This is a genomic window from Nocardioides limicola (assembly GCF_016827675.1).
Taxonomy (GTDB): Bacteria; Actinomycetota; Actinomycetes; order Propionibacteriales; family Nocardioidaceae; genus Nocardioides; species Nocardioides limicola.
The window spans coordinates 293,312-314,100 of sequence record NZ_JAERJA010000001.1 but is presented as its reverse complement, the minus strand read 5'-3'; the positions used below and the strand labels follow the sequence as shown (position 1 = coordinate 314,100).

Annotated in this window: 19 protein-coding genes; 13 read left to right on the top strand and 6 right to left on the bottom strand. The window is 69.7% G+C overall.

The window, feature by feature from the left end; translation table 11 throughout:
• Positions 1–30: 30 nt before the first annotated feature.
• From JKG67_RS01555 to JKG67_RS01525, 7 genes are all read left to right on the top strand, one after another.
• Positions 31–990 carry an FKBP-type peptidyl-prolyl cis-trans isomerase gene (locus JKG67_RS01555; protein ID WP_203335489.1) on the top strand — a complete coding sequence of 320 codons (960 nt, stop codon included), beginning with the start codon at positions 31–33 and terminating at the stop codon, positions 988–990.
• Positions 991–1,000: 10 nt separating this feature from the next.
• Entirely contained in the window at positions 1,001–1,966 is a 966-nt protein-coding gene (locus tag JKG67_RS01550; protein ID WP_203335488.1) for a helix-turn-helix transcriptional regulator, read from the top strand.
• On the top strand, positions 1,963–2,931 hold the full coding sequence (locus JKG67_RS01545; RefSeq protein ID WP_203335487.1) for a helix-turn-helix transcriptional regulator: 969 nt from the start codon (positions 1,963–1,965) through the stop codon (positions 2,929–2,931). The genes JKG67_RS01550 and JKG67_RS01545 overlap by 4 nt, the downstream gene beginning before the upstream one ends.
• A 43-nt stretch (positions 2,932–2,974) precedes the next feature.
• Positions 2,975–3,232 carry a twin-arginine translocase TatA/TatE family subunit gene (gene tatA, locus JKG67_RS18780; RefSeq protein WP_275403235.1) on the top strand — a complete coding sequence of 86 codons (258 nt, stop codon included), beginning with the start codon at positions 2,975–2,977 and terminating at the stop codon, positions 3,230–3,232.
• Between the two features lie 80 nt (positions 3,233–3,312).
• On the top strand, positions 3,313–4,080 hold the full coding sequence (tatC, locus tag JKG67_RS01535) for a twin-arginine translocase subunit TatC (protein WP_238997778.1): 768 nt from the start codon (positions 3,313–3,315) through the stop codon (positions 4,078–4,080).
• 25 nt (positions 4,081–4,105) lie between these two features.
• Complete coding sequence (locus tag JKG67_RS01530; RefSeq protein ID WP_203335485.1) at positions 4,106–4,969, top strand: diacylglycerol/lipid kinase family protein; 864 nt, start codon at positions 4,106–4,108, stop codon at positions 4,967–4,969.
• The gene (locus JKG67_RS01525) at positions 4,966–7,665 is read left to right on the top strand and encodes a DEAD/DEAH box helicase (RefSeq protein ID WP_203335484.1); all 2,700 of its coding nucleotides are present in this window, start codon (positions 4,966–4,968) and stop codon (positions 7,663–7,665) included. Before JKG67_RS01530 ends, JKG67_RS01525 begins: the two co-directional genes overlap by 4 nt.
• On the opposite strand, the gene JKG67_RS01520 is transcribed toward JKG67_RS01525, so the two are convergent.
• Positions 7,644–7,916, bottom strand: coding sequence for a hypothetical protein (locus JKG67_RS01520; RefSeq protein ID WP_203335483.1), 273 nt, complete (start codon positions 7,914–7,916; stop codon positions 7,644–7,646). The genes JKG67_RS01525 and JKG67_RS01520 overlap by 22 nt on opposite strands.
• Before the next feature lie 26 nt (positions 7,917–7,942).
• Positions 7,943–8,875 (bottom strand): 5'-3' exonuclease, encoded by a 933-nt coding sequence (locus JKG67_RS01515; protein WP_238997777.1) that lies wholly within the window; start codon positions 8,873–8,875, stop codon positions 7,943–7,945.
• A gap of 41 nt (positions 8,876–8,916) precedes the next feature.
• Between JKG67_RS01515 and JKG67_RS01510 the strand changes: the two genes are divergently transcribed.
• The 3 genes from JKG67_RS01510 to JKG67_RS01500 all read left to right on the top strand — a co-directional run bounded on the left by JKG67_RS01510 (position 8,917) and on the right by JKG67_RS01500 (position 12,041).
• Positions 8,917–9,387, top strand: a complete 471-nt coding sequence (locus JKG67_RS01510; protein ID WP_307816372.1) for an Lrp/AsnC family transcriptional regulator — start codon at positions 8,917–8,919, stop codon at positions 9,385–9,387.
• A 358-nt stretch (positions 9,388–9,745) separates the two neighbouring features.
• Entirely contained in the window at positions 9,746–11,329 is a 1,584-nt protein-coding gene (gene lnt / locus JKG67_RS01505) for an apolipoprotein N-acyltransferase (protein ID WP_203335482.1), read from the top strand.
• Positions 11,256–12,041 (top strand): polyprenol monophosphomannose synthase, encoded by a 786-nt coding sequence (locus JKG67_RS01500; RefSeq protein WP_307816371.1) that lies wholly within the window; start codon positions 11,256–11,258, stop codon positions 12,039–12,041. Before lnt ends, JKG67_RS01500 begins: the two co-directional genes overlap by 74 nt.
• Here the strand turns inward: JKG67_RS01500 and JKG67_RS01495 are convergent.
• Complete coding sequence (locus tag JKG67_RS01495) at positions 11,977–12,357, bottom strand: RNA polymerase-binding protein RbpA (RefSeq protein ID WP_203335481.1); 381 nt, start codon at positions 12,355–12,357, stop codon at positions 11,977–11,979. The genes JKG67_RS01500 and JKG67_RS01495 overlap by 65 nt on opposite strands.
• A 155-nt stretch (positions 12,358–12,512) precedes the next feature.
• Here JKG67_RS01495 and JKG67_RS01490 point away from each other — a divergent pair, with 155 nt between their 5' ends.
• Positions 12,513–13,889, top strand: coding sequence for an MFS transporter (locus JKG67_RS01490; protein ID WP_203335480.1), 1,377 nt, complete (start codon positions 12,513–12,515; stop codon positions 13,887–13,889).
• Here JKG67_RS01490 and JKG67_RS01485 read toward each other — a convergent pair.
• Both JKG67_RS01485 and JKG67_RS01480 read right to left on the bottom strand, forming a co-directional pair.
• The gene (locus tag JKG67_RS01485) at positions 13,880–14,683 is read right to left on the bottom strand and encodes a glycerophosphodiester phosphodiesterase family protein (RefSeq protein ID WP_203335479.1); all 804 of its coding nucleotides are present in this window, start codon (positions 14,681–14,683) and stop codon (positions 13,880–13,882) included. The two genes, JKG67_RS01490 and JKG67_RS01485, sit on opposite strands and share 10 nt — an antisense overlap.
• 3 nt (positions 14,684–14,686) lie before the next feature.
• Positions 14,687–16,213, bottom strand: coding sequence for a helix-turn-helix domain-containing protein (locus JKG67_RS01480; RefSeq protein WP_203335478.1), 1,527 nt, complete (start codon positions 16,211–16,213; stop codon positions 14,687–14,689).
• A gap of 88 nt (positions 16,214–16,301) precedes the next feature.
• Here JKG67_RS01480 and JKG67_RS01475 point away from each other — a divergent pair, with 88 nt between their 5' ends.
• Both JKG67_RS01475 and JKG67_RS19000 read left to right on the top strand, forming a co-directional pair.
• A complete protein-coding gene (locus JKG67_RS01475; protein ID WP_203335477.1) occupies positions 16,302–17,318 on the top strand; it encodes a zinc-binding dehydrogenase in 1,017 nt (338 codons plus the stop codon).
• Between the two features lie 68 nt (positions 17,319–17,386).
• Entirely contained in the window at positions 17,387–18,823 is a 1,437-nt protein-coding gene (locus JKG67_RS19000; protein ID WP_203335476.1) for an adenylate/guanylate cyclase domain-containing protein, read from the top strand.
• A 58-nt stretch (positions 18,824–18,881) separates the two neighbouring features.
• Here the strand turns inward: JKG67_RS19000 and JKG67_RS01465 are convergent, their stop codons facing one another.
• Positions 18,882–20,708, bottom strand: a complete 1,827-nt coding sequence (locus tag JKG67_RS01465; protein WP_203335475.1) for a phosphoenolpyruvate carboxykinase (GTP) — start codon at positions 20,706–20,708, stop codon at positions 18,882–18,884.
• Positions 20,709–20,789 lie beyond the last annotated feature (81 nt).

Genomic DNA, 20,789 nt, shown 5'->3' with positions numbered 1-20,789 from the left:
CGCTGACCGGCGATGGGTAGGGTTTCCGCCATGCGTGCCCTCCTCGACACCTCACGACTCCAGCGCCGCGCCGCGGTGATCCTTGCTGCCACTCTTGCGACCGGCACCCTCGTCGCCTGTGGTTCGGACGGATCCGACGGGGACGCTGGTCTCGCTGCGGTCCAGATCAGCGGTGACTTCGGCGAAGCTCCCGAGGTGGAGTTCGACGGACGACTCGAGGTCACCTCGGTCGACATCCAGGTCGTCCACCAGGGCGACGGGCCGCTGCTGGCCACCGGCGATCGGGCCTTCGTGGACCTGTGGATCGGCAACGGGTTCACCGGCGAGGAGGCCTACAGCTCCTTCGACGAGTTCGGCGAGCCGGAGATGCTCACCGTCGACGACCAGATCAGCGAAGGCATCCTGGCCGCTATGGAAGGCCACCCGACAGGATCCCGGGTCGCGGTCGCTGCGCCGCCCGCCTCGGCCTTCGGGGAGATGGGCAACCCCGGTCTCGGGATCGGCAACGCCGACAGCGTCGTCTTCATCGTCGACATCCTGAGCAAGGTCCTCACCGCCCCCGAGGGCGACGAGGCAGAGGCGCCCGCGGGGACGCCGGCCATCCTCGACGACGAGGGCCGGCCCACCGGTTTCGACTTCGACGCCGCCGCCGAGCCGGGGAACCGTCTGCAGGTGCACACCCTGGTCGAGGGCAGCGGGCCGGTGGTCGAGGAAGGCCAACTGGTCGCCGTCAACTACCTCGGCCAGGTCTTCGGCGGTGAGGAGCCCTTCGACCAGTCCTACGCGCGCGGTGAGCCGTCCTCGTTCCCGATCGGTGTCGGCCAGGTGATCGAAGGATGGGACCGGGCCGTCGTCGGTGCCACCGTGGGCAGCCGGTTGATCGTGGTGATCCCGCCGCGGTTGGGCTACGGGGAGGACGGCAACGAAGGCGCCGGGATCACCGGAACCGACACGCTCGTCTTCATCATCGACATCCTGGGCGCGGCCTGAGGAGGCAGCCATGACGGCCCGGAAGAGCGAACGACTGCTCAACCTGCTGATCATGCTGCTGGTGGCGCGCCGACCCCTGACCAAGGAGCAGATCCAGCAGGTCATCTACGACGGCGAGTCCGGGGACGGCTTCGAGCGCAAGTTCGACCGCGACAAGGAGGAGTTGCGCAGCATCGGCGTCCCCCTCGAACTGGAGGGGTTGGACACCTTCTTCGACGATGAGCCGGGCTACCGGATCCGGCCCGAGGAGTGGCAGTTGCCGACGCTCGACCTGGCCGCGGACGAGGCGGCGGTGATCGGCCTGGCCACGAAGGTCTGGGAGCACGCACGCCTCGCCGGCGCCACCTCACTGGCCGTCGCCAAGCTCAGCGCCGCCGGCCTGGACAGCGACCTGGCCGCCCTCGACGTCGTTGAACCGAGACTTGACGCCGAGGAGCCGTCCTTCGACGCCTTCCTCGACGCGGTCCAGGCCAGGCAGCCGCTGCGCTTCGACTACCGAGCCAGTAGTGGGGGAGAGACCACCACCCGACGAGTTCAGCCCTGGGGGATGGTGCACACCCGCGGCCGGTGGTACGCAGTCGGCCTGGACACCGACCGTGGCGAGGAACGGGTGTTCCGACTGTCCAGGGTCGTCGGCCAGCCCCGTCCCGACGGCCGCCCGGGCGCCTACACAGTCCCCGACGGCCTCGACCTCGGCAGCGTGGTGGCCCGACTCTCACCCCCGGCCGCCACCGGCGCCGTCACCCTGCTGATCCGTGAGGGCACGGCGCTCGCGCTGCGACGGCGAGGCCAGCTCGTCGACAGCCACCTCACCGGCCCCGACGGCAGCCCGGATTGGGACCGGGTCCGGATCGACAACAGCGAGCCGATCGCCGACGACGTACTCAGCCATGGTCCCGACGTCTACGTGGAGGGGCCTGAGGCATTGCGCGAGGAGATCGTGCAGCGCCTCACCCGACTGGGGGAGCGCGGATGAGCGGCGCACTCGCACAGGTGCAACGCCTGCTCACCCTGGTGCCGCTGCTGCACGAGCGTGGTGAGTTGCACGTCGAGCACGCGGCCCAGGTGCTCGGTGTCACCCCCAGGCAGGTGTTGCGGGACCTGAACGTGCTGATCATGGTCGGCACACCCGGCGGATACCCCGGCGACCTGGTCGAGATCGACTTCGACGCGGTCGAGGAAGGCGTGATCCGGGTCAGCAACGCCGACTACCTGTCTCGGCCGATGCGGCTCACACCGACCGAGGCCACCGCGCTCATCGTGGCGCTGCGGGCGACCCGGGACACGGTCTCGGACGACACCGCCGCGGTGGTGGACCGGACGCTGGCGAAACTGGAGGCAGCCACCGCAGCCACCGGGATGACCGAGCCACCGGTGGCCGTGGCGGCGGACGCGGAGTCCGACGACGCCGCGGCCACCCGGCGCCTCCTCGAACAGGCCGTCGCCGAGGAACGCCAGGTCGAGGTGCTCTACTACGTGCCGGCTCGGGACGAGGAGTCCCGACGGGTGGTGGACCCGGTGGCCGTGGTCTCGGCCCACGGGCACCGCTACCTGCAGGCCTGGTGCCACCTGGCCGAGGCGCCGAGACTGTTCCGGCTGGACCGGGTGCACAGCGCCGAACTGCTGGACAGCCGAATCGAATCCGCGCGACCGACCCCGCACCCGCAGCCCCGAGGCGAGGGGCTCTTCGCGCCGTCCCCGGACGCGACCCGGGTGACGCTCATCCTGGCTCCCGAAGCACGGTGGGTCACCGAGTACTACCCGGTCGAGTCGGTGCGCGAGCACCGCGACGGGCTGGAGGTTGACCTGCTGGTCACCGACGAGCGCTGGGTACGCCGACTCGTGCTGCGGCTGGCCCCGCACGCCCGAGTGCTGGAACCCGCCCAGTTGGCCGACGATATCGCCGCCCTGACCCACGCCACCCGAGCGCTCTACCGTTGATCCACTACGATGGACACGTACTGTCGATCCTGATGAGGACACAATGAACGCAATGGTGAGTCTGGGCCCGCTCGGCCCTCTCGAATTGGTGCTGATCCTGGCTGTCCTCCTGCTCCTGTTCGGGGCTGCCAAGCTCCCCGAGCTCGCGCGAGGCACCGGCCGTGCGCTGCGGATCTTCAAGGCGGAGACGAAGGGCCTGATCGACGACGAGCCCACCGGTGAGTCCCCCGGTGAACTGGAGTCCGGTCGCGGGACGCAGTCCGACCCGACCGTCCGCGAGCAGCGCGACACCACCAACTGACCAGCACCCACGTGGTCCTCTCCGGTCTGGTCGACCTCTTCCGAGGGCGCCCACGTCACCCCGTCGGACCAGGCGGCCGGATGGTGCTCGCGGACCATCTGCGTGAGTTGCGCGCCCGGCTGAGCCGGGTGGCGCTGGTCTTCGTGCTGGCGATGGTGCTGGCGCTGGTCTTCTACAAGCCACTGCTGGACCTGGTCTGGGCGCCCTACCAGTACGCCCGGGATCTGCTCGGCGAGGGCGTGGCCACCGACGCCTACATCGCCGGGGCCACCGGTCCACTGTTGGTGCAGTTCCGGGTCGCCGCGGTGGCCGCCATCGTCGTCACCGCGCCGTACTGGCTCTATCAGATGTGGGCGTTCGTCCTGCCCGGCCTCAAGCCCAGTGAGGTGAAGTGGTCCCGGCTCTTCGCCGCCATCGCCGGCCCGCTCTTCGTGGCCGGGGTCGCGCTCGGCTACTACGTGCTGCCGCGGGCCCTGGAGATCCTGATCGGGTTCACCCCGGATTCGATGCAGAACCTGATCGAGTTCGGTGAGTACTTCAGTTTCGTCACCCGGATCCTGTTGGTCTTCGGCGTCGCGTTCGAGCTGCCCCTGTTCGTGGTGATGCTGAACCTGGCCGGCGTGCTGCCGGCGACCGCGCTGCGCAAGTACCGGGCCTGGATCGTGATGGCGATCTTCGCGTTCGCTGCCGTCGCCACCCCTCCCGACCCGTTCTCGATGGTGTCCCTGGCCATCCCGCTGCTCTTCCTGTTCTTCGCCGCCGAGGTCATCGCCCGGATCAACGACCGGATTCGCCGCCGCAAGGCCGAGGGGACGGCTGTGGCCGACGACGAGGCTTCCCCGCTCTGACCCGACTGCGGGATAGGGTCACCACGTGCCCCAGATCGCGCTGCTGACCAACCCGACCTCCGGCAAGGGGCGTGCAGCCAGGCTCCGGGAAGCCGTCACCCAGCGGCTGCGCTATGCGGGCCTCTCGGTGATCGACCTGGTCGGCGACGACGCCGAGCACTCGCTCGAACTGGCCCGCTCCCTGGTCGGCACCGTGGACGGTGTGGTCGCCTGTGGCGGTGACGGTTTCGTGCACCAGATGGTCCAGGCGGTCGCCGGCACCGAGACCGCCCTCGGGATCATCCCGGCCGGCACCGGCAACGACATCGCCCGCTCCCTGGACATCCCGCTGGACCCCCTGGCCGCCGCCGACGTGGTGATACGCGGCCGGCGTCGTCGGATCGACCTGGGGAGGACCGGCGACCGGTGGTTCGCCGCCGTACTCTCGGCCGGGTTCGATGCGCTCGTGAACGAGCGGGCGAACGAGATGTCCTGGCCGCGTGGGCAGGCCCGCTACACGCTGGCCACGATCGCCTCCCTGCCGACCTTGGCGCCGCGCCGCTACCTCCTTGAGATCGACGGCGCCACTCAGACGGTGGACGCGGTCCTGGTGGCGGTCGGCAACGGCCCCTCCTTCGGCGGAGGGTTGCGGATCACCGACGGTGCCGTGCTCGACGATGGTCTCCTCGACGTCGCCGTCGTCGGCCCCATGAGCCGGGGCGACCTGCTGCGTACCTTCCCGAAGCTCCGCACCGGCGAGCACACCCGCCATCCGGCGTTCTGGAGCGTGCGGGCCAGCACCGTCACCATCGCCTCGGCCGGGATCGTCGCCTACGCCGACGGGGAACGGGTGGCACCGCTCCCGCTGACCGTCAGCGTCGTCCCCGGCGCCCTGGAGGTGTTCGGGTGAGCTTCGAGGCGTTCGCCGCCGGGTATGAGTTCGGGCTCGACGACTTCCAGATCCGCGCCTGCCGGAAGCTCGACGGCGGCGGCGGCGTGCTGGTGGCCGCCCCGACCGGATCCGGGAAGACCGTCGTCGGCGAGTACGCCGTGCACCTGGCCCTGTCCGAGGGCCGGAAGTGTTTCTACACGACTCCGATCAAGGCACTCTCCAACCAGAAGTACGCCGATCTGGTAGCCCGGCATGGAGCCGACAAGGTCGGGATGCTCACCGGGGACAACTCCATCAACTCCGAGGCGCCGGTGGTGGTGATGACCACCGAGGTGTTGCGGAACATGCTCTACGCGGGTTCTCGCACGTTGACCGATCTGGGCTACGTGGTGATGGACGAGGTTCACTACCTCGCCGACCGCAGTCGTGGCGCGGTCTGGGAGGAGGTGATCATCCACCTCCCCGAGTCGGTGGCGCTGGTGTCGTTGTCTGCCACCGTCTCGAACGCCGAGGAGTTCGGCGAGTGGCTGGCCACCGTCCGGGGCGAGATCTCCACCATCGTCTCCGAGCGACGCCCGGTGCCGCTCTTCCAGCACGTGATGGTGGGGAAGCGGATGTACGACCTCTTCGCCGGGGACGCGGCCCGCTCCGGGTTCGCCGACCCCGACGCCAAGGTCAACCGGGAACTGATCCGAGTGGCTCGCGACGAGTGGGCGAGCAAGCAGATGCGGGATCGGCGGGCGCCGCGCAACAGTCGTGGGCAGGGTCGGCGCAACGTCGGCAATGGCCGCCGGGTCTGGATCCCGAGTCGCGCCGAGGTGATCACCCGGTTGGAGCGCGATGGCCTGCTCCCTGCGATCACGTTCATCTTCAGCCGGGTCGGGTGCGATGCCGCCGTCCAGCAGTGCATCGACGCGAACGTCCGGCTGACCAACACGACCGAACAGCAGCAGATCCGCGAGTTCGTCACCGAGCACTGCCGGCATCTCCCCGAGGAGGACCGCGTCGCGCTCGGCTACCACGAGTTCCTGGACGGGCTCCTGCGCGGGGTGGCCGCCCACCACGCCGGCATGTTGCCGACCTTCAAGGAGTGCGTGGAGCGGCTCTTCCAGCGCGGACTGTGCAAGGGCGTCTTCGCCACCGAGACGCTGGCCCTGGGCATCAACATGCCGGCCAGGACCGTGGTGATCGAGAAGCTCACCAAGTGGAACGGCGAGACGCATGCGGACATCACTCCGGGGGAGTACACCCAGCTCACTGGTCGGGCCGGCCGACGCGGGCTGGACGTGGAAGGCCACGCGGTGGTGCTCTGGCAGCCCGGCACCCGGCCCGAGGAGGTCGCAGGGCTGGCGTCCACACGGACCTACCCGCTGCGTTCCTCGTTCCGTCCCTCCTACAACATGGCCGTCAACCTGGTGCACCGGTTCGGCCGCGAACGCGCACGCGAACTCCTCGAGTCGTCGTTCGCCCAGTTCCAGGCGGACAAGGCCGTCGTCGGGCTGGCCCGCAAACTCCGCAAGAGCGACGACGCACTCGACGGGTACGCCGAGGGGGCCAGCTGCGACCGCGGCGATTTCATGGCCTATGCGCGCCTGCGGCAGCGGATCGGGCGAGCCGAGAAGCAGTCCAGCCAGGACCGCCGAGGTCGGCACCGCGACGAGGTGATCGGCGCGCTGACCCGACTCACCCCTGGGGACGTGATCTGGATCCCGGGCGGCCGCCACGAGGGCTGGGCGGTCGTCATCGACCCCGGCCTCGACCGGCACGAACCGCGGCCACTGGTGGTGAGCCTGACCCGCGGCAGCCGTCGGCTCGCGGTCGGGGAGATCCCGGCACCGGTCCGCTCGGTGACCCAGATCCGGGTGCCCCGGCAGTTCAACGACCGGGACCCGAAGCAACGTCGCGACCTCACCAACACCCTGCGCAACCGGGTCCGCCACCTCGAGCCCCCACCGCCGCCCGAGCGCCGGCGCCCCGACTCCGGTCCGGATGTGGATCGGATGCGGGTCGAGCTCAAGTCCCACCCGTGTCACGACTGCCCGGACCGGGAGGATCACGCCCGCTGGGCCGAGCGCTGGCTCAAGCTCGACAGCGAGGCCCGGGCACTGCGCAACCGCATCGAGAAGCGCACCAACACCATCGCCCGCCAGTTCGACCGGGTCTGCGACCTGCTCACCACCCTCGAATACCTCGACGGTGACACGGTCACCGAACGCGGACAACCGTTGATGCGGATCTACTCCGAACTCGACCTCGTGGCCGCCGAGTCGCTGCGCACCGGCCTCTGGAACGGTCTCACCCCCGAGGAACTGGCCGCCACAGTGTCCGTGCTCGCCTTCGAGTCCCGTCGTCCCGACGATGCCTCCCGCCCCCGGCTGCCCAACGATCGGGTTCGGCAGGTGGTGGGGGAGATGGTGTCGTTGTGGGGTGACCTGGATGCGTTGGAGCGGGAGAACCGACTCGACTTCCTGCGGGAGCCGGATCTGGGGTTCGCGCAGGTCGCCTTCCGGTGGGCCTCGGGCGACGACCTCGACGACGTGCTCCGCGACACCGAGCTGGCGGCCGGCGACTTCGTCCGCTGGATGAAGCAACTGCTCGACCTGACCGACCAGGTGGCCGACGCGGCAGGTGACGGCGAGCTGCGTCGTACCGCGCGTCGGGCCCACGACCTGCTTCGTCGAGGTGTGGTCGCCTACTCCTCGATGAGCGAGTGAGTCGGCTCTCCGCACGGGAGGAGCGGGCCACCGCGGTAGGCCGCCGGGCGCACGCAGAACTCGGGGGCGTGGGTTTCGCCGGGCTGACTCGGTGGGCATCCCCGCCACACGGTGCCGGCCGGCACCACGCAGGGGCCGGGGACCAGCAGAGTCGCCGCGGGTGACTGCTGGCCAGGGTCAGCCGCCGGCGGCGCAGGTCGGTCGGCACCCACCAGCGCTGTGATCAGCAGCAGGACGATCAGTCCCCTCATGTCCAGGATGCTACGCCCGGGCGGGCTCAGCGGCCAGGGAGCACCTGAGCGAGCCGTTCCACCGAACTTCCCAGTCCCCAGCGGCCGGCGAGTTCGTCCAGCGCCCCCGGGTCCACCGGGGCGGCGGGGAGGGTGAGATCCACGACGCCGAAGTCCAGGTCCCGACGCACCGCCACCACCTCGGGCGCTACGGCCAAATAGTCCAGCGAGGCCTCGATCTTGCTGCGCGGTCCCGGAGCCATCGCCGAGGTGGGATCACCGGCGGCAGCGATGATCCCGGGCAGGTCCGTGAACGCACCCAGCAGGGTCGCGGCGGTCTTCTCGCCGACGCCCTTCACGCCCGGCAACCCGTCGGACGCATCACCCCGGAGGGTGGCGAAGTCGGCGTACTGCCGCGCGTCCACGCCGTACTTGTCACGCACCCAGGCCTCGTCGACGCGTTCGTGTCGGCCGACGCCGCGAGCGGTGTAGAGGATCCGGACCTCAGCCTTGTCGTCGACGAGCTGGAACAGGTCCCGATCCCCGGTGACCACGTCCACCGGCATCGTGGCCTGGCTGGCCAGGCTGCCGATCACGTCATCGGCCTCCATCTCGGCATGCCCGAGAACTGCGATGCCGAAGGCGGCCAGCACGTCACGGATCACCGGGATCTGCACCTGAAGCGGATCCGGCACCTCCTCCACGTCCGGGCCGGTGGCCGTCGCCTCGACCACCCGATGACCCTTGTACGTCGGGATCTGCTGCACCCGCCAGGCGGGCCGCCAGTCGTCATCCCAGCAGCAGCACAGGTGGGTCGGTCGGTACTCCTCGACCAGCCTGGTGATGAAGTCCAACAGTCCGCGGACGGCGTTCACCGGGGTGCCATCGGGTGCCCGGACGCTGTCTGGCACCCCGAAGAAGGCACGGAAGTAGAGGCTGGCCGTGTCCAGCAGCATCAACCGGTCGGTCGGCTTCGTCATTCCGGCATCTTGTCACGGCCAAACCGCCTAGTCTGATTTCCGTGCTTGAGGAGACCGACCAGAAGATCCTGGCCCTGTTGAACGAGGACGGCCGTACGTCCTACACCGACATCGGCCGCGCCGTCGGCATGTCCACCTCCACGGTGCACCAGCGGGTCAAGCGCCTGGAGCGACGAGGCCTGATCACCGGATACACGGCGCTGGTGGACCACGAGCAGCTCGGACTGCCGCTGACCGCCTTCGTCGGGGTCACCGCCATCGAGCCCGACGACCAGGACTGCATCGAACGTCTCGCGGAACTGCCCGAGATCGAGGCCTGCTGGTCCGTGGCCGGTGACGAGTCGTTCCTGGTGAAGGTCCGGGTCGCCAGCCCGACCGACCTCGAGGGCCTGCTCGCTCGGATCCGCAAGACCGCGCGGGTCAGCACCCGTACCACCGTGGTGCTCTCCACGCCCTTCGAGAACCGGCCGGTGCTGCGGGCCGACCGGCCGACCCGTTCCGACACGCCGTGACGACACGCCGTACCTGCCCCCAATCTCGAGGCTCAGGTCGGCACTGCTGACCTGCGGTTTCGCACCATCCGCGCAGGTCAGCGGGCACTTGACAGCGAAGCTCTCAGTGCCCATCGTGCTGGAGTCAGCCCGTGCAGATCACGTTGTCGCACCGGTCGCCGTCTGATGGTCCGTGGGGTCGGGTACCACGCATCCTGACGACTCTGACGGCGGTTCGGCAGTGCCAGCGTGGGGGCCGACACGGATGGGGCCCGCACCCCTTAGACAACTTCCACGGCGGCACAGCCAGTGCTGACGCGGTCGGTCCGAAGGGTGCCGGGCCCTCTTCCGTGCCTGACCTGCCCGGTAGCGTGGCCGCGTGCGATCCCCAGGGAAGTGGCCGGGCCTGCGCCCGCTGGCGGCCGGCCTCGCCGGTCTTGCGACCGCGGCGGCCTACGAACCACTCCGCTGGGTGCTGCTGCTGCCGCTGGGCATCACCGTCCTCGCGCTCGTGGTGCACCGGCAGCCGCTGCGACGCTGCTGGGCTCCCGGGCTCGCGTTCGGGGCGGGGTTCAACTTCAGCTACCTGTTCTGGCTCACCGCCGTCGGGTACGACGCATGGCTGGCGCTGGCGGGGTCGCTCACCGCCTACTTCATCTTCGTCGGCCTGGGCATGGGTCTGGTCAGCAGGTTGCCGGCGTGGCCGGTGTGGTCGGCGTTCATCTGGGTCGCGGCCGAGGGGTTGCGGGGGAGTTTCCCCTTCGGCGGCATGCCGTGGGGGCGCTTGTCGTACGCGACCGTGGACACCTGGTGGTCCGCCGGCCTGCCCTGGGTCGGACACGTCGGGGTCAGTCTGCTGATCGCACTCACCGGCACCTCCGTGGCCTGGTCGGTGTGCTGGTTCCGCGGCCGCGGGATCAGGCGTGTCGGGCCACCCGCGTTGGCGGGGGTCCTCCTGCTCGGCGCCACGGTGGCCCCGCTGCTGCTGCCGACGTTCGCGGCCGACGGTCCGCAGGTCCGGGTGGCCGCGGTGCAGGGCAGTGTCCCCGGTGACGGCACCGACATCCTCCTGGACCACCGCCAGGTCACCCGCAACCATGCCGAGGCCACCGCCCGGCTGGCCGCAGACGTGGCGGCGGGTCGGGAGCCCGCCCCCGACTTCGTCCTGTGGCCGGAGAACTCCACCGCCACCGACCCGTTCCGCGACAGCCACGTCAACTCGCTGATCACCCAGGCGGTGGAGACGATCGGGGTGCCGGTGCTGGTGGGCGCGATGGTCGATGGTCCCGACCCGACCCAGGTCTACAACCAGGGGATCGTCTGGGAGCCCGGACGCGGAGCGGGGGAGCGGTACACCAAATGGCATCCGGTGGCCTTCGGGGAGTACATCCCGTTCCGGGCGCTCTTCACCCGACCCTTCGGCCGGCTGTCGCTGATCCCGCGCGACATGGTCGCCGGTGACCGCAGCGACCCGCTGTGGCTGGCCGGCACGCCGATCGGGACGATGATCTGCTTCGACGTGGCCTACGACGACGTCGCCCATGCGCTGGTCCGCGACGGCGCTGGGTTGTTGGTCGTCCAGACCAGCAACGCGATGTTCATCCGCACCGCCCAGGTGGAGCAGCAGTGGGCGATCAGCCGACTGCGGGCCCTGGAGACCGGCCGGCACCTGGTGGTGGCCTCCACCAACGGGGTCAGCGGCATCGTGGCGCCCGACGGCTCGGTGCTGCACCGGGCGCCGCTGCTCACCCAGTCGGTGTTCGCCGGCGACCTGGCCACCGGCACCCGGGTCACCCCTGCGGTGTGGTGGGGGGCCTGGCCCGCTCGGCTGGTGGCCCTGCTGGGGTTGGGTGCGTTGCTGGCTGCGGCGCTCACGTATCGTCGGCCCGGTGACCAGCCAACCCATGACTCGGCCGGCAGTGCTGGTGGTGCCGACGTACAACGAGGTGGAGAACCTCGCTGAGGTGATCGCACGGGTGCATCGCAGCTGTCCGGACGTGCACGTGCTGGTGGTCGATGATGCGTCCCCGGACGGCACCGGGGAACTGGCAGATCGACTGGCATCCGCGGACGAGCGGATCGCAGTGGTGCATCGCCCCGGGAAGGCAGGCCTCGGCGCGGCGTACCGACACGGGTTCCGCGTTGCCCTCGAGAGCGGCTATCAGGTCATCGGCGAGATGGACGCCGACGGGTCGCACCAACCCGAGCACCTGCCCCGCCTCTTCGAGGCACTGGAGACGGCCGACGTGGTCATCGGGTCCCGGTGGGTGCCCGGCGGGGCAGTGGTGGACTGGTCCTGGCGACGTCGGGCCCTGTCGCGTGGCGGGAACCGCTACGTGCGGCTACTGCTCGGCATCGACGTGCGGGACGCGACCGCCGGGTTCCGGCTCTATCGCCGTGACGCGTTGCACCGACTCGACCTGGCCGCCGTGCAGGCCACCGGGTACGTGTTCCAGACCGAGCTCGCGTGGCGGGCGATCCGGGCCGGACTGCGCGTGGTCGAGGTGCCGATCGAGTTCGTGGACCGAAAGAACGGCGACTCCAAGATGACCACGCGGGTCGCCTTGGAGTCGCTCGTCCGAATCACTTCATGGGGTCTGCGGACCCGATTCAGGCGTTCGCCCTCTTCTTCCGTGCCCGGTGCAGGTGCGCCGGACCGATCTCACCGCCCCTGAGCAGTTCGAGGCGTTCGGAGAGGATGTCCTCCAACTCGGCCTCGGAGCGTCGCTCGAGGAGCATGTCCCAGTGGGTGCGGACCGGCTTCTCAGCCTTCTCCTCGGGCAGGATGCCTGAGGTGCTCAACGACTCCGCCCCGCAACGCGGGCACTCCCAGAGCGCGGGCACGTCGGCCTCGACCGACATGGTGATCTCGAACTCGTGACCCTGGGGGCAGCGGTATCCCACATCCTGTCGCGGCGCGAACTCGATGCCGCGCTCATCCTCGAAGCTCTGGCCCCCGAGTCTCGCTCCACGTAGTGTGCGCTCGGCCATCAGCCGTCCTTCCGTCTTCGTGTACTTGGACAGGTCATGGAAGGGACGTGCGGGCGCCGGTTTCGTGATGCGCTCACACACAGTTTCATGACACGTCTTTCAACGTTACCGCCCCGGACTACATTCCGAAGGATTCTGGGGCAGACTTCTGTGACATGGCCAACATCGAGCCGTCAGGGCGCGCGCAACCACCACCGCCACCGCCGCCGCCCGGAAGGCCGGTGCCACGCCGCCAGGTCGTCTCCTGGGCGCTGTGGGACTGGGCGACGCAGCCACTCAACACGGTGATCATCACCTTCGTCTTCACCGCCCTCTACCTGGTCTCCGATGCCTTCCTGGACCCGGTCGTGGCGGCGCTCGGCGAGGGCGACCCCGTCTACGACCGGGCGCTGGCCGGCCTGGCCAGCGACCTGGGGATCGGCCTCGCGGTCGCTGGCGTGCTGATCGCGCTGATCGCCCCGGTGCTCGGGCAGCGCGCGGACGTCACCGGTCGCCGGAAGGCCTGGCTGGGTCTGGGTACGGCGGTGGTGGTGCTCTGCCTGTTCGGGCTCTTCTTCGTCGAGGCCGACCCGCGCTTCTTCTGGCTCGGGGTGGTCCTGATCGCGGTGGCCAGCATCTTCGAGGAGATCGCCGGCGTCAACTACAACGCGCTGCTGGTGAGCGTGTCCACCCCGCGCACCATCGGGAAGGTCTCCGGGGTCGGCTGGGGGATGGGGTACCTGGGCGGGATCATCGCGCTGACGCTGATCGTGATCGCCACCCAGGCGGACTGGTGGGGGATGCCCACCGACAACGGGATGGCCTTCCGGGTGATCGGTCTGGGGTGTGCGATCTGGGCGATCGCCTTCGCCTGGCCGCTGTTCGTCTTCGTGCCCAACCCGCCGGCCAACAACGCCCAGAAGGTGGGGCTGCTGGAGAGCTACCGGGTGCTCTTCCGGCACGTCGCCGAACTGTGGCGCACGTCCCGTTCGGTGGTCTGGTTCCTGCTGGCCTCGGCGGTGTTCCGTGACGGCCTGGCCGGCATCTTCACGTTCGGTGCCCTGATCGCGGCCACCTCGTTCGGCTTCTCTGCGACCGGGGTGATGCTGTTCGGGATCGCTGCCAACCTGATCGCCGGGGTGGCGACGATGATCGCCGGCTGGTTCGACGACCGGTTCGGGCCACGGGCGGTGATCGTTGTCTCGCTCACCGGCATCGTCATCGCCGGCTTGGCCGTGGTGCTGCTGCGTGACCTGGGGCAGATCGTCTTCTGGATCGGCGGACTGGCGCTGTCCTCACTCGTCGGGCCGGCTCAAGCGGCCTCGCGGTCGTTCCTCGGTCGGGTCGCTCCCGCCGGTCGGGAGGCGGAGGTGTTCGGCCTCTACGCCACCACCGGCCGGGCCGTCTCGTTCCTGGCGCCGGGCATGTTCGCGCTCGCCGTGGCCGTCACCGGCGCGACCATCTGGGGCACCCTCGGGGTGCTGCTGGTGGTGTTGGCCGGGCTGCTGATGATGCTCCTGGTCGAGGATCCGCAGCGCGCCCCTCACCACTGACCGCGTGACTCCAGCACCTGTTTGAGCAGGTCGGTGCGGTCGGTCATCAGACCATCCACGCCGCGCTCGGCCAGGGCGACCATCTCCTCGGGGTCATCGATGGTCCACACGTGCACGTGCTTGCCGGCCGCGTGTGCGCGACGGACGAGCCCGGGGGTGGCCACGGTCAGGCCTCGGTGCCGATGCGGGATCTGCAGGCAGTCGACCCGCCCGCCGGTGACCAGGTCGGCCAGCCGTCCCGAGGGCAGGAACCGGAACGCGAGCACCTCCAGGCTGTGTGCCGAGGTCGGCACCCGGCCCCGGGTCAGCCGCCGGAACGCGGCCAGCCGAGCACCGGAGAAGGACCCGACCAGCACCCGCTCCCACAGTTGCCGCTCCTCGATGAACGCGGCCAACGGCGCCACCGCCGTGGTGGCCTTGACGTCGATGTTGAACGAGACCGCCGGGAACGCCTCGACCAGTTCGGTCAGGGTCGGGATGGGTTCGGTGCCGAAGATGCGCGCTTCCCGGACCACGTCGTAGGTCAACTCAGCCAGCCGCCCGGTCCGATCGGTCACCCGGTCCAGGCTGGCGTCATGGAAGGCCAGCAGCACCCCGTCGGCCGTGGCGTGCACATCGGTCTCAAGGTGGCGATAGCCCAGCTCCACGGCATGGCGGAACGCCGCCATCGTGTTCTCCAGCCCCTTCAGCTGCGGATGGTCGGCTCCGCCGCGGTGCGCGAAGGCGAGGATCCGCCCCGGGGGCTGGTGGACCTGGTCCAGGAACGGGTGACCGGTGACCGGGGTGCCGCGCATGGCTCAGATGTCGCGGAACGGCTCGATGTTGGCACCCAACAGGTTGAGCCGGGCGGCCAGGTCCTCATAGCCACGGTGGATCACGTAGGTGGACCGCAGCACCGAGGTGCCCTTGGAGGCGAGCATGGCGAGCAGGATGACCACCGCCGGGCGCAGCGCGGGCGGGCAGACGATCTCAGCGCCGGACCAGTGCGTGGGCCCCTCGACCAGCACCCGGTGCGGGTCCAACAGCTTCACGTCGGCGCCGAGTTTGTTGAGCTCGGTGAGATAGATCGCCCGGTTCTCGTAGACCCAGTCGTGCAGCAGCGTCTGACCCTCGGCGACGGCCCCGATCACCGCGAAGAACGGCAGGTTGTCGATGTTGAGGCCGGGGAAGGGCATCGGGTGCACCTTGTCCAGCGGGGCTTGCAGGGTGGACGGCTTGGTGGTGAGGTCGACCAGACGCGTGTGCCCGTTCGTGGCCAGATACTCCTCGGACCTGCTGTAGTTCAGGCCCATCTCCTCGAGCACGGCCAACTCGATCTCCAGGAACTCGATCGGCACCCGGTTGATGGTGATCTCGGAGTTGGTGACGATGGCCGCGGCCAGCAGCGACATCGCCTCGATCGGGTCCTCGCTCGGCGCATAGTCGACGTCGACGTCGATCTCGGCGACGCCGGTGACCGTCAGCGTGGTGGTGCCGATGCCGACAATGCCGACTCCCAGCCGCTCCAGGAAGAAGCACAGGTCCTGGACCATGTAGTTCGACGACGCGTTGCGGATCACCGTGGTGCCCGGATGCAGGGCCGCCGCCATCAGGGCGTTCTCGGTGACCGTGTCACCGCGCTCGGTGAGCACGATGGGGCGTCCCGGCTCGATGGCCCGGTTGACCTGGGCGTGGTAGGAGCCCTCGGTCGCCTTGACCTCCAGCCCGAACGGCTTCAGCGCCGACATGTGCGGCCCGACGGTCCGGGTGCCCAACTGGCAGCCGCCGGCGTACGGGAGGTCGAAGCTGTCCACCCGGTGCAGCAGCGGGCCGAGGAACATGATCACCGAGCGGGTACGCCGTGCCGCGTCCTCGTCGATATTGGCCAGATCCAGCACGGCCGGCGGGACGATCTCCAGATCGTTGTCCTCGTTGAGCCACCGGGTGCGCACCCCGAGGCTCTCGAGCACCTCCAGGAGCCGGTTGACCTCTTCGATCCGGGCCACCTTGCGCAGGGTGGTGCGGCCCCGGTTGAGCAGCGCGGCGCACAGCAGCGCGACGCCGGCGTTCTTCGACGTCTTGACGTCGATGGTGCCGGACAGGGTGGTCGGGCCGGTCACCCGCAGGTGAGTCGGGCCGGCCCCCAGGGAGACGATCTCGGAGTCGAGGGCTTCGCCGATGCGGGCCAGCATCTCCAGGCTGAGGTTCTGGTGGCCGCGTTCGATGCGGTTGACCGCGCTCTGGCTGGTGGACAGCACCTCCGCCAACTGAGCCTGGGTCCAGCCGCGGTGCTTGCGTGCGTCTCGGATCAGGTTGCCGACGCGGCCGAGGTAGTCCGGTGTCATGGACTCAAGGTATCTCAGATATGAGATACCACCAACCCTCCGCAGTGTGTGACAAGCCACGCGTGGACGGGGCTGCAATGATGCACGAGTGCGAGCAACCACGATCCACGCAGCCGGCGACATCCGCTTCGGCGAGGTGCCCGATCCCGAGTTGACCAAGCCCACCGATGCGATCATCCAGGTGCACGCCAGTTGCGTGTGCGGCTCCGACCTGTGGCCCTATCGGGGACAGAATCCGATCACCGCCGGTGCGACGATCGGCCACGAGGCGATCGGCGTGGTCACCGAGGTGGGCGCCGAGGTCACCTCGGTGCGCGCCGGGGACTTCGTGGTGGTTCCGTTCTGCCACAGCGACAACACCTGCCCGCACTGCCGGGCCGGCGTACAGTCGGCCTGCCAGAACCTCGGCTTCACGGTCTCCGGGCAGGCCGAGTACGCGCTGGTCACGCAGGCCGACGGCAGCCTGATCTCGGTGCCCGACTACGGCGGCGGCGGCTTGGACAAGGCCCTGTTGAGCCTGTCCGATGTGATGGCGACCGGCTGGCACGCCGCGGTCTCGGCACGGGTTCGCCCCGGCGGCACGGTGGCCGTGGTGGGGGACGGGGCGGTCGGCCTCTGCGGCGTCCTGGCTGCGGCCACCATGGGGGCCGAGACGGTGATCTCGATGTCGCGGCACGCCGACCGCCAGCAGGTGGCCCGCACCTTCGGCGCCACCCACGTGGTGGAGGAGCGGGGCAAGGAGGCCACCGCCCGCGTGCACGAACTGACCGACGGGCTCGGGGTGGACGCGGTGCTGGAGTGTGTCGGCACCGACGAGTCGATGCGCACCGCCGTGGCGATCGCCCGGCCGGGCGGAGTCGTCGGGTACGTCGGCGTCCCGCACGGGGTCCGGCTCCCGGTGCCGGCCATGTTCGGGCGCAACGTCGGCCTGGCCGGTGGCATGGCCCCGGTCCGCGCCTATCTCCCGATGCTGGTGGAGAAGGTGCTCGCCGGCGAACTGGACCCGTCGCCCGTCTTCGACCTGGAGCTGCCGTTGGCCGAGGTCGCGGAAGCCTACCGGGCCATGGACGAACGCCGGGCCATCAAAGCCCTGCTGCGGCCGTGACACGTCGCCGGCGTACACCACCGGGATTCCGCACCTGGCCCGCGCGGCTGGTGCTGAGTTTCGGGATCGTGATCACGAACCTCTTCGGGGCCGTGCTCGTCTACGCGCTGGCGATCCTGGTGTTGCCGTTGCCGGAGGTCTCCGACATCGTCGGGGTCCGGGTGCAGAACCTGGTGATGGCCTCCATCATCGCGCCGCTGGGCGTGGTCTACGGGGTGATCCGGGTGAATCTGGAACTGCACCCGATGGCCCGCTGGGTGCGCAGCGGCGCCGACCCGAACCGCAAGGAACGCCGACAGATCCTCCGGGCACCGGCACGGATCGCCACCCACGTCGGCGCCGCCTGGTTGCTGTCGGCCCTGCTGTTCGGCGCCTTCAACGCCACCCATGACCTGACCCTGGCGATCCTGGTCGCGCTGACCGTCGGGCTGGCGGGCTGGACCGTGGCGGCCTTCAGCTATCTGTTCGCCGAGCGGGCGATGCGTGGGTTCGCCCGGCAGGCACTCGAGTCGGGTGCTGAGCTGCCCCGGCACCGCAGCATGGTGGCCCGCGGCATGGCCGTGTGGGCTGCCGCGTCCGGGATGGTGCTGCTCGGGTTGACCCTGGTCGGGGTCACTTCGTTGGTGGCGCCGGACTACACCAGCGCCACCAACCTGGCGATCAGCATGATCGTCTTCGGCGGCCTGGGTCTGATCATCGGTGGCCTGGCCTCCTACCTGGCCGCTCGCACCAGCGCCGATCCGATCCGTGCGGTCCGCAAGGCCGTGCAGCGCATCGAGCGCGGCGACTACGACGTGGCCGTTCCGATCTATGACGCCACCGAGATCGGACACCTGCAGGCCGGATTCAACCGGATGGCCGGCGGGCTCCGGGAGCGGGACGCCCTCCGGGACCTGTTCGGGCGCCACGTGGGGGAGGAGGTGGCCCGGAACGCGCTCGCCGGCGGCGTCCGCCTCGGCGGCGAGGTGCGTCACGTGGGGGTGCTGTTCGTGGACATCATCGGCTCCACCGGTCTTGCCCAGCAGCGCGCCCCCGAGGAGGTCGTGCAGCTGCTGAACCGCTTCTTCGACGTGGTGATCGACGTGGTGGACTCCCACGACGGGTGGGTCAACAAGTTCGAAGGCGACGCCGCACTGGCCATCTGGGGAGCCCCCACGGCCGTGCCCGATATGGCCACCTCGGTGCTCAAGGCGGCCCGGGTGCTGGGCCGGCGTCTGGCCTCGGAGGTGCCGGAGCTCTCCGCCGGCATCGGAGTCTCGGCGGGACCAGCGGTGGCCGGGAACGTCGGTGCCGCGAAGCGGTACGAATACACGGTGATCGGGGACCCGGTGAACGAGGCTGCCCGGCTCACCGAACTGGCGAAGAAGGCGCCCGGGCTGGTGGCCGCCAACGGGGCGCTCCTGGACCTCGCCGATGAGGCCGAGGCGGCCCACTGGCAGGTCGGCGATCACGTCGAGTTGCGCGGCAGGACGGGCACGACCCCGATCGCCTCGTTGCGGGACTGACGGCACCGGGGCCCCCGCTCGTGGTGAGCGGGGGCCCCGGTGGGTACGTCGTACGGGTTCAGTCCTGGGCGTCCAGGGCGTCGGCGACGCGGCGGTGAGCCGCCCAGATCTCCTCCGGCACCCGGTCGAACTGCTGCAGGTGCTCGGCGCGGAAGCCCATCTCCTGCTTCCAGCGGACCGTGTCGATGGCCAGGATCGTGTCCAGGTCGGCGAGTGCCTGCTCGTCGAGTCCCTCGAGCAGCAGTTCGTCGCGGGTGGGGATGGTGCCCACCGGCGTCTCCTGACCCTTGACCTCACCGTTCTTGAGCTGCATCAGCCACACCAGCGGCCGCAGGTTCTCCCGGTAGCCCGGCCACAGGAATCGGCCGTCCTCGCCGCGCTGGAACCAGTTCACGTGCGCGAAGATCGGCTTCACGGTGGCGGCGCCGATGACCTTGAGCCACTGCGCGGCGTAGTCGCCCTCGCCGTAGGACATGAACGGGCGCATCGACATCGGGTCGTACCGCAGCACGCCCTCGAGGCCGTCCGCGGCGGCGGTCGCCTCGGCGCCGAGCGTGAGGCCGTCGTAGACGCCCTCGGCGATGTCAGTGATGGCGCGGATCAGCGGCTCACGGTCGCGGGTGCGGCCACCGAAGATGATGCCGTCGATCGGTACACCGGCCGGCTCCTCGAAGTCCGCGGCCACGTTGGGGACGTTGGCCAGGGTGGTGGTGAAGCGGCTGTTCGGGTGCGCCCAGGGGGCATCCAGTTCGTCCTCGGGGCGGTCGGCGATCCGGTCGCCCTTCCAGTCCAACCAGCCCTCGAGGTCGGTCGGCCTGTCGCCGCGGCCCTCCCACCAGACCTCCTGGGTGAGCTCGTTGTAGGCGACGTTGGTGAAGATCGCACCGGTGCCCGGGACGATCGAGTCGATCGCGGTCGGGTTGGTCTTCTCGTTGGTGTCCTTGGCGACACCGAAGACGCCGTACTCGGGGTTCATCCCGTAGAGCCGGCCGTCGTCGCCGACCCACAGCCAGGCGATGTCGTCGCCGTAGAACTCGACGTAGTAGCGGTCGCCGAGGGCGTCGGGGGCCAGGGTCATGGCCAGGTTGGTCTTGCCCGAGGCCGACGGGAAGCCGCCACAGATGTGGTACTTCTTGCCGGTCACCTTGTCGGTGATGCCGAGCAGCATGAACTGCTCCACCAGGAAGTTGTTCTTCCAGCCGTCGTAGGAGCCCTGGCGCAGGCCGTGGGCGATCTTGCCCAGCAGCGCGTTGCCGCCGTAGGACGAGCCGTAGTGCAGGATCGTCCGCTCGTCGGCGACGGTGACGAAGTAGCGCTTGTCGTCGGGGGTGCCCTGGCCGAGGTTCTCCAGGTCGCCGGTGACGTGCACGGCCCGGACGAACGACTCGCCGAGGTCGTTGACGTACTCCGCGCCGACCCGGGCCATCCGGATCATCTGCAGGACGACGTTGCGGTTGTCGGTGAGCTCGACACCGGCCGCGAACTTCTCCAGCGGCGAACCCTTGGGTGCCATCAGATAGGGGATCACGTACATGGTCTTGCCGGCGGAGGCGCCCTTCATCAGGCCCTCGAGCAACGGCTTCATCTCGCTGGCGGGGCGCCAGTTGTTGTAGACGCCCTTGTCGCGCTCGTCGCTGGTGGCGACGATGGTGCGCTCCTCGGCGCGCGCGGTGTCCTTGTGATAGCTGCGGGAGTAGTAGCGGCCCTCGCCGACGGGGAGCAGTTCCCCGGCCTCGAGCGATTCGGCGATCAGTCGAGCGTCGTCGGCCGCGCTGACGACCTCTACCCGCTCGGCCCCCGTTACACCTGCCCAGTACCGGACGTACTCGCGCACGTGCTCGTTGGTGAGCCCGGCCTGGTCCAGAGCGCTGTTCACGTCAGCCATCGTTGTCCGTTCCTCATCGCCTATTCGGTGCCTCGCGAAGGCTACATCACTTGAAGATGTTTGCAACTCCGCTAGCCTGCT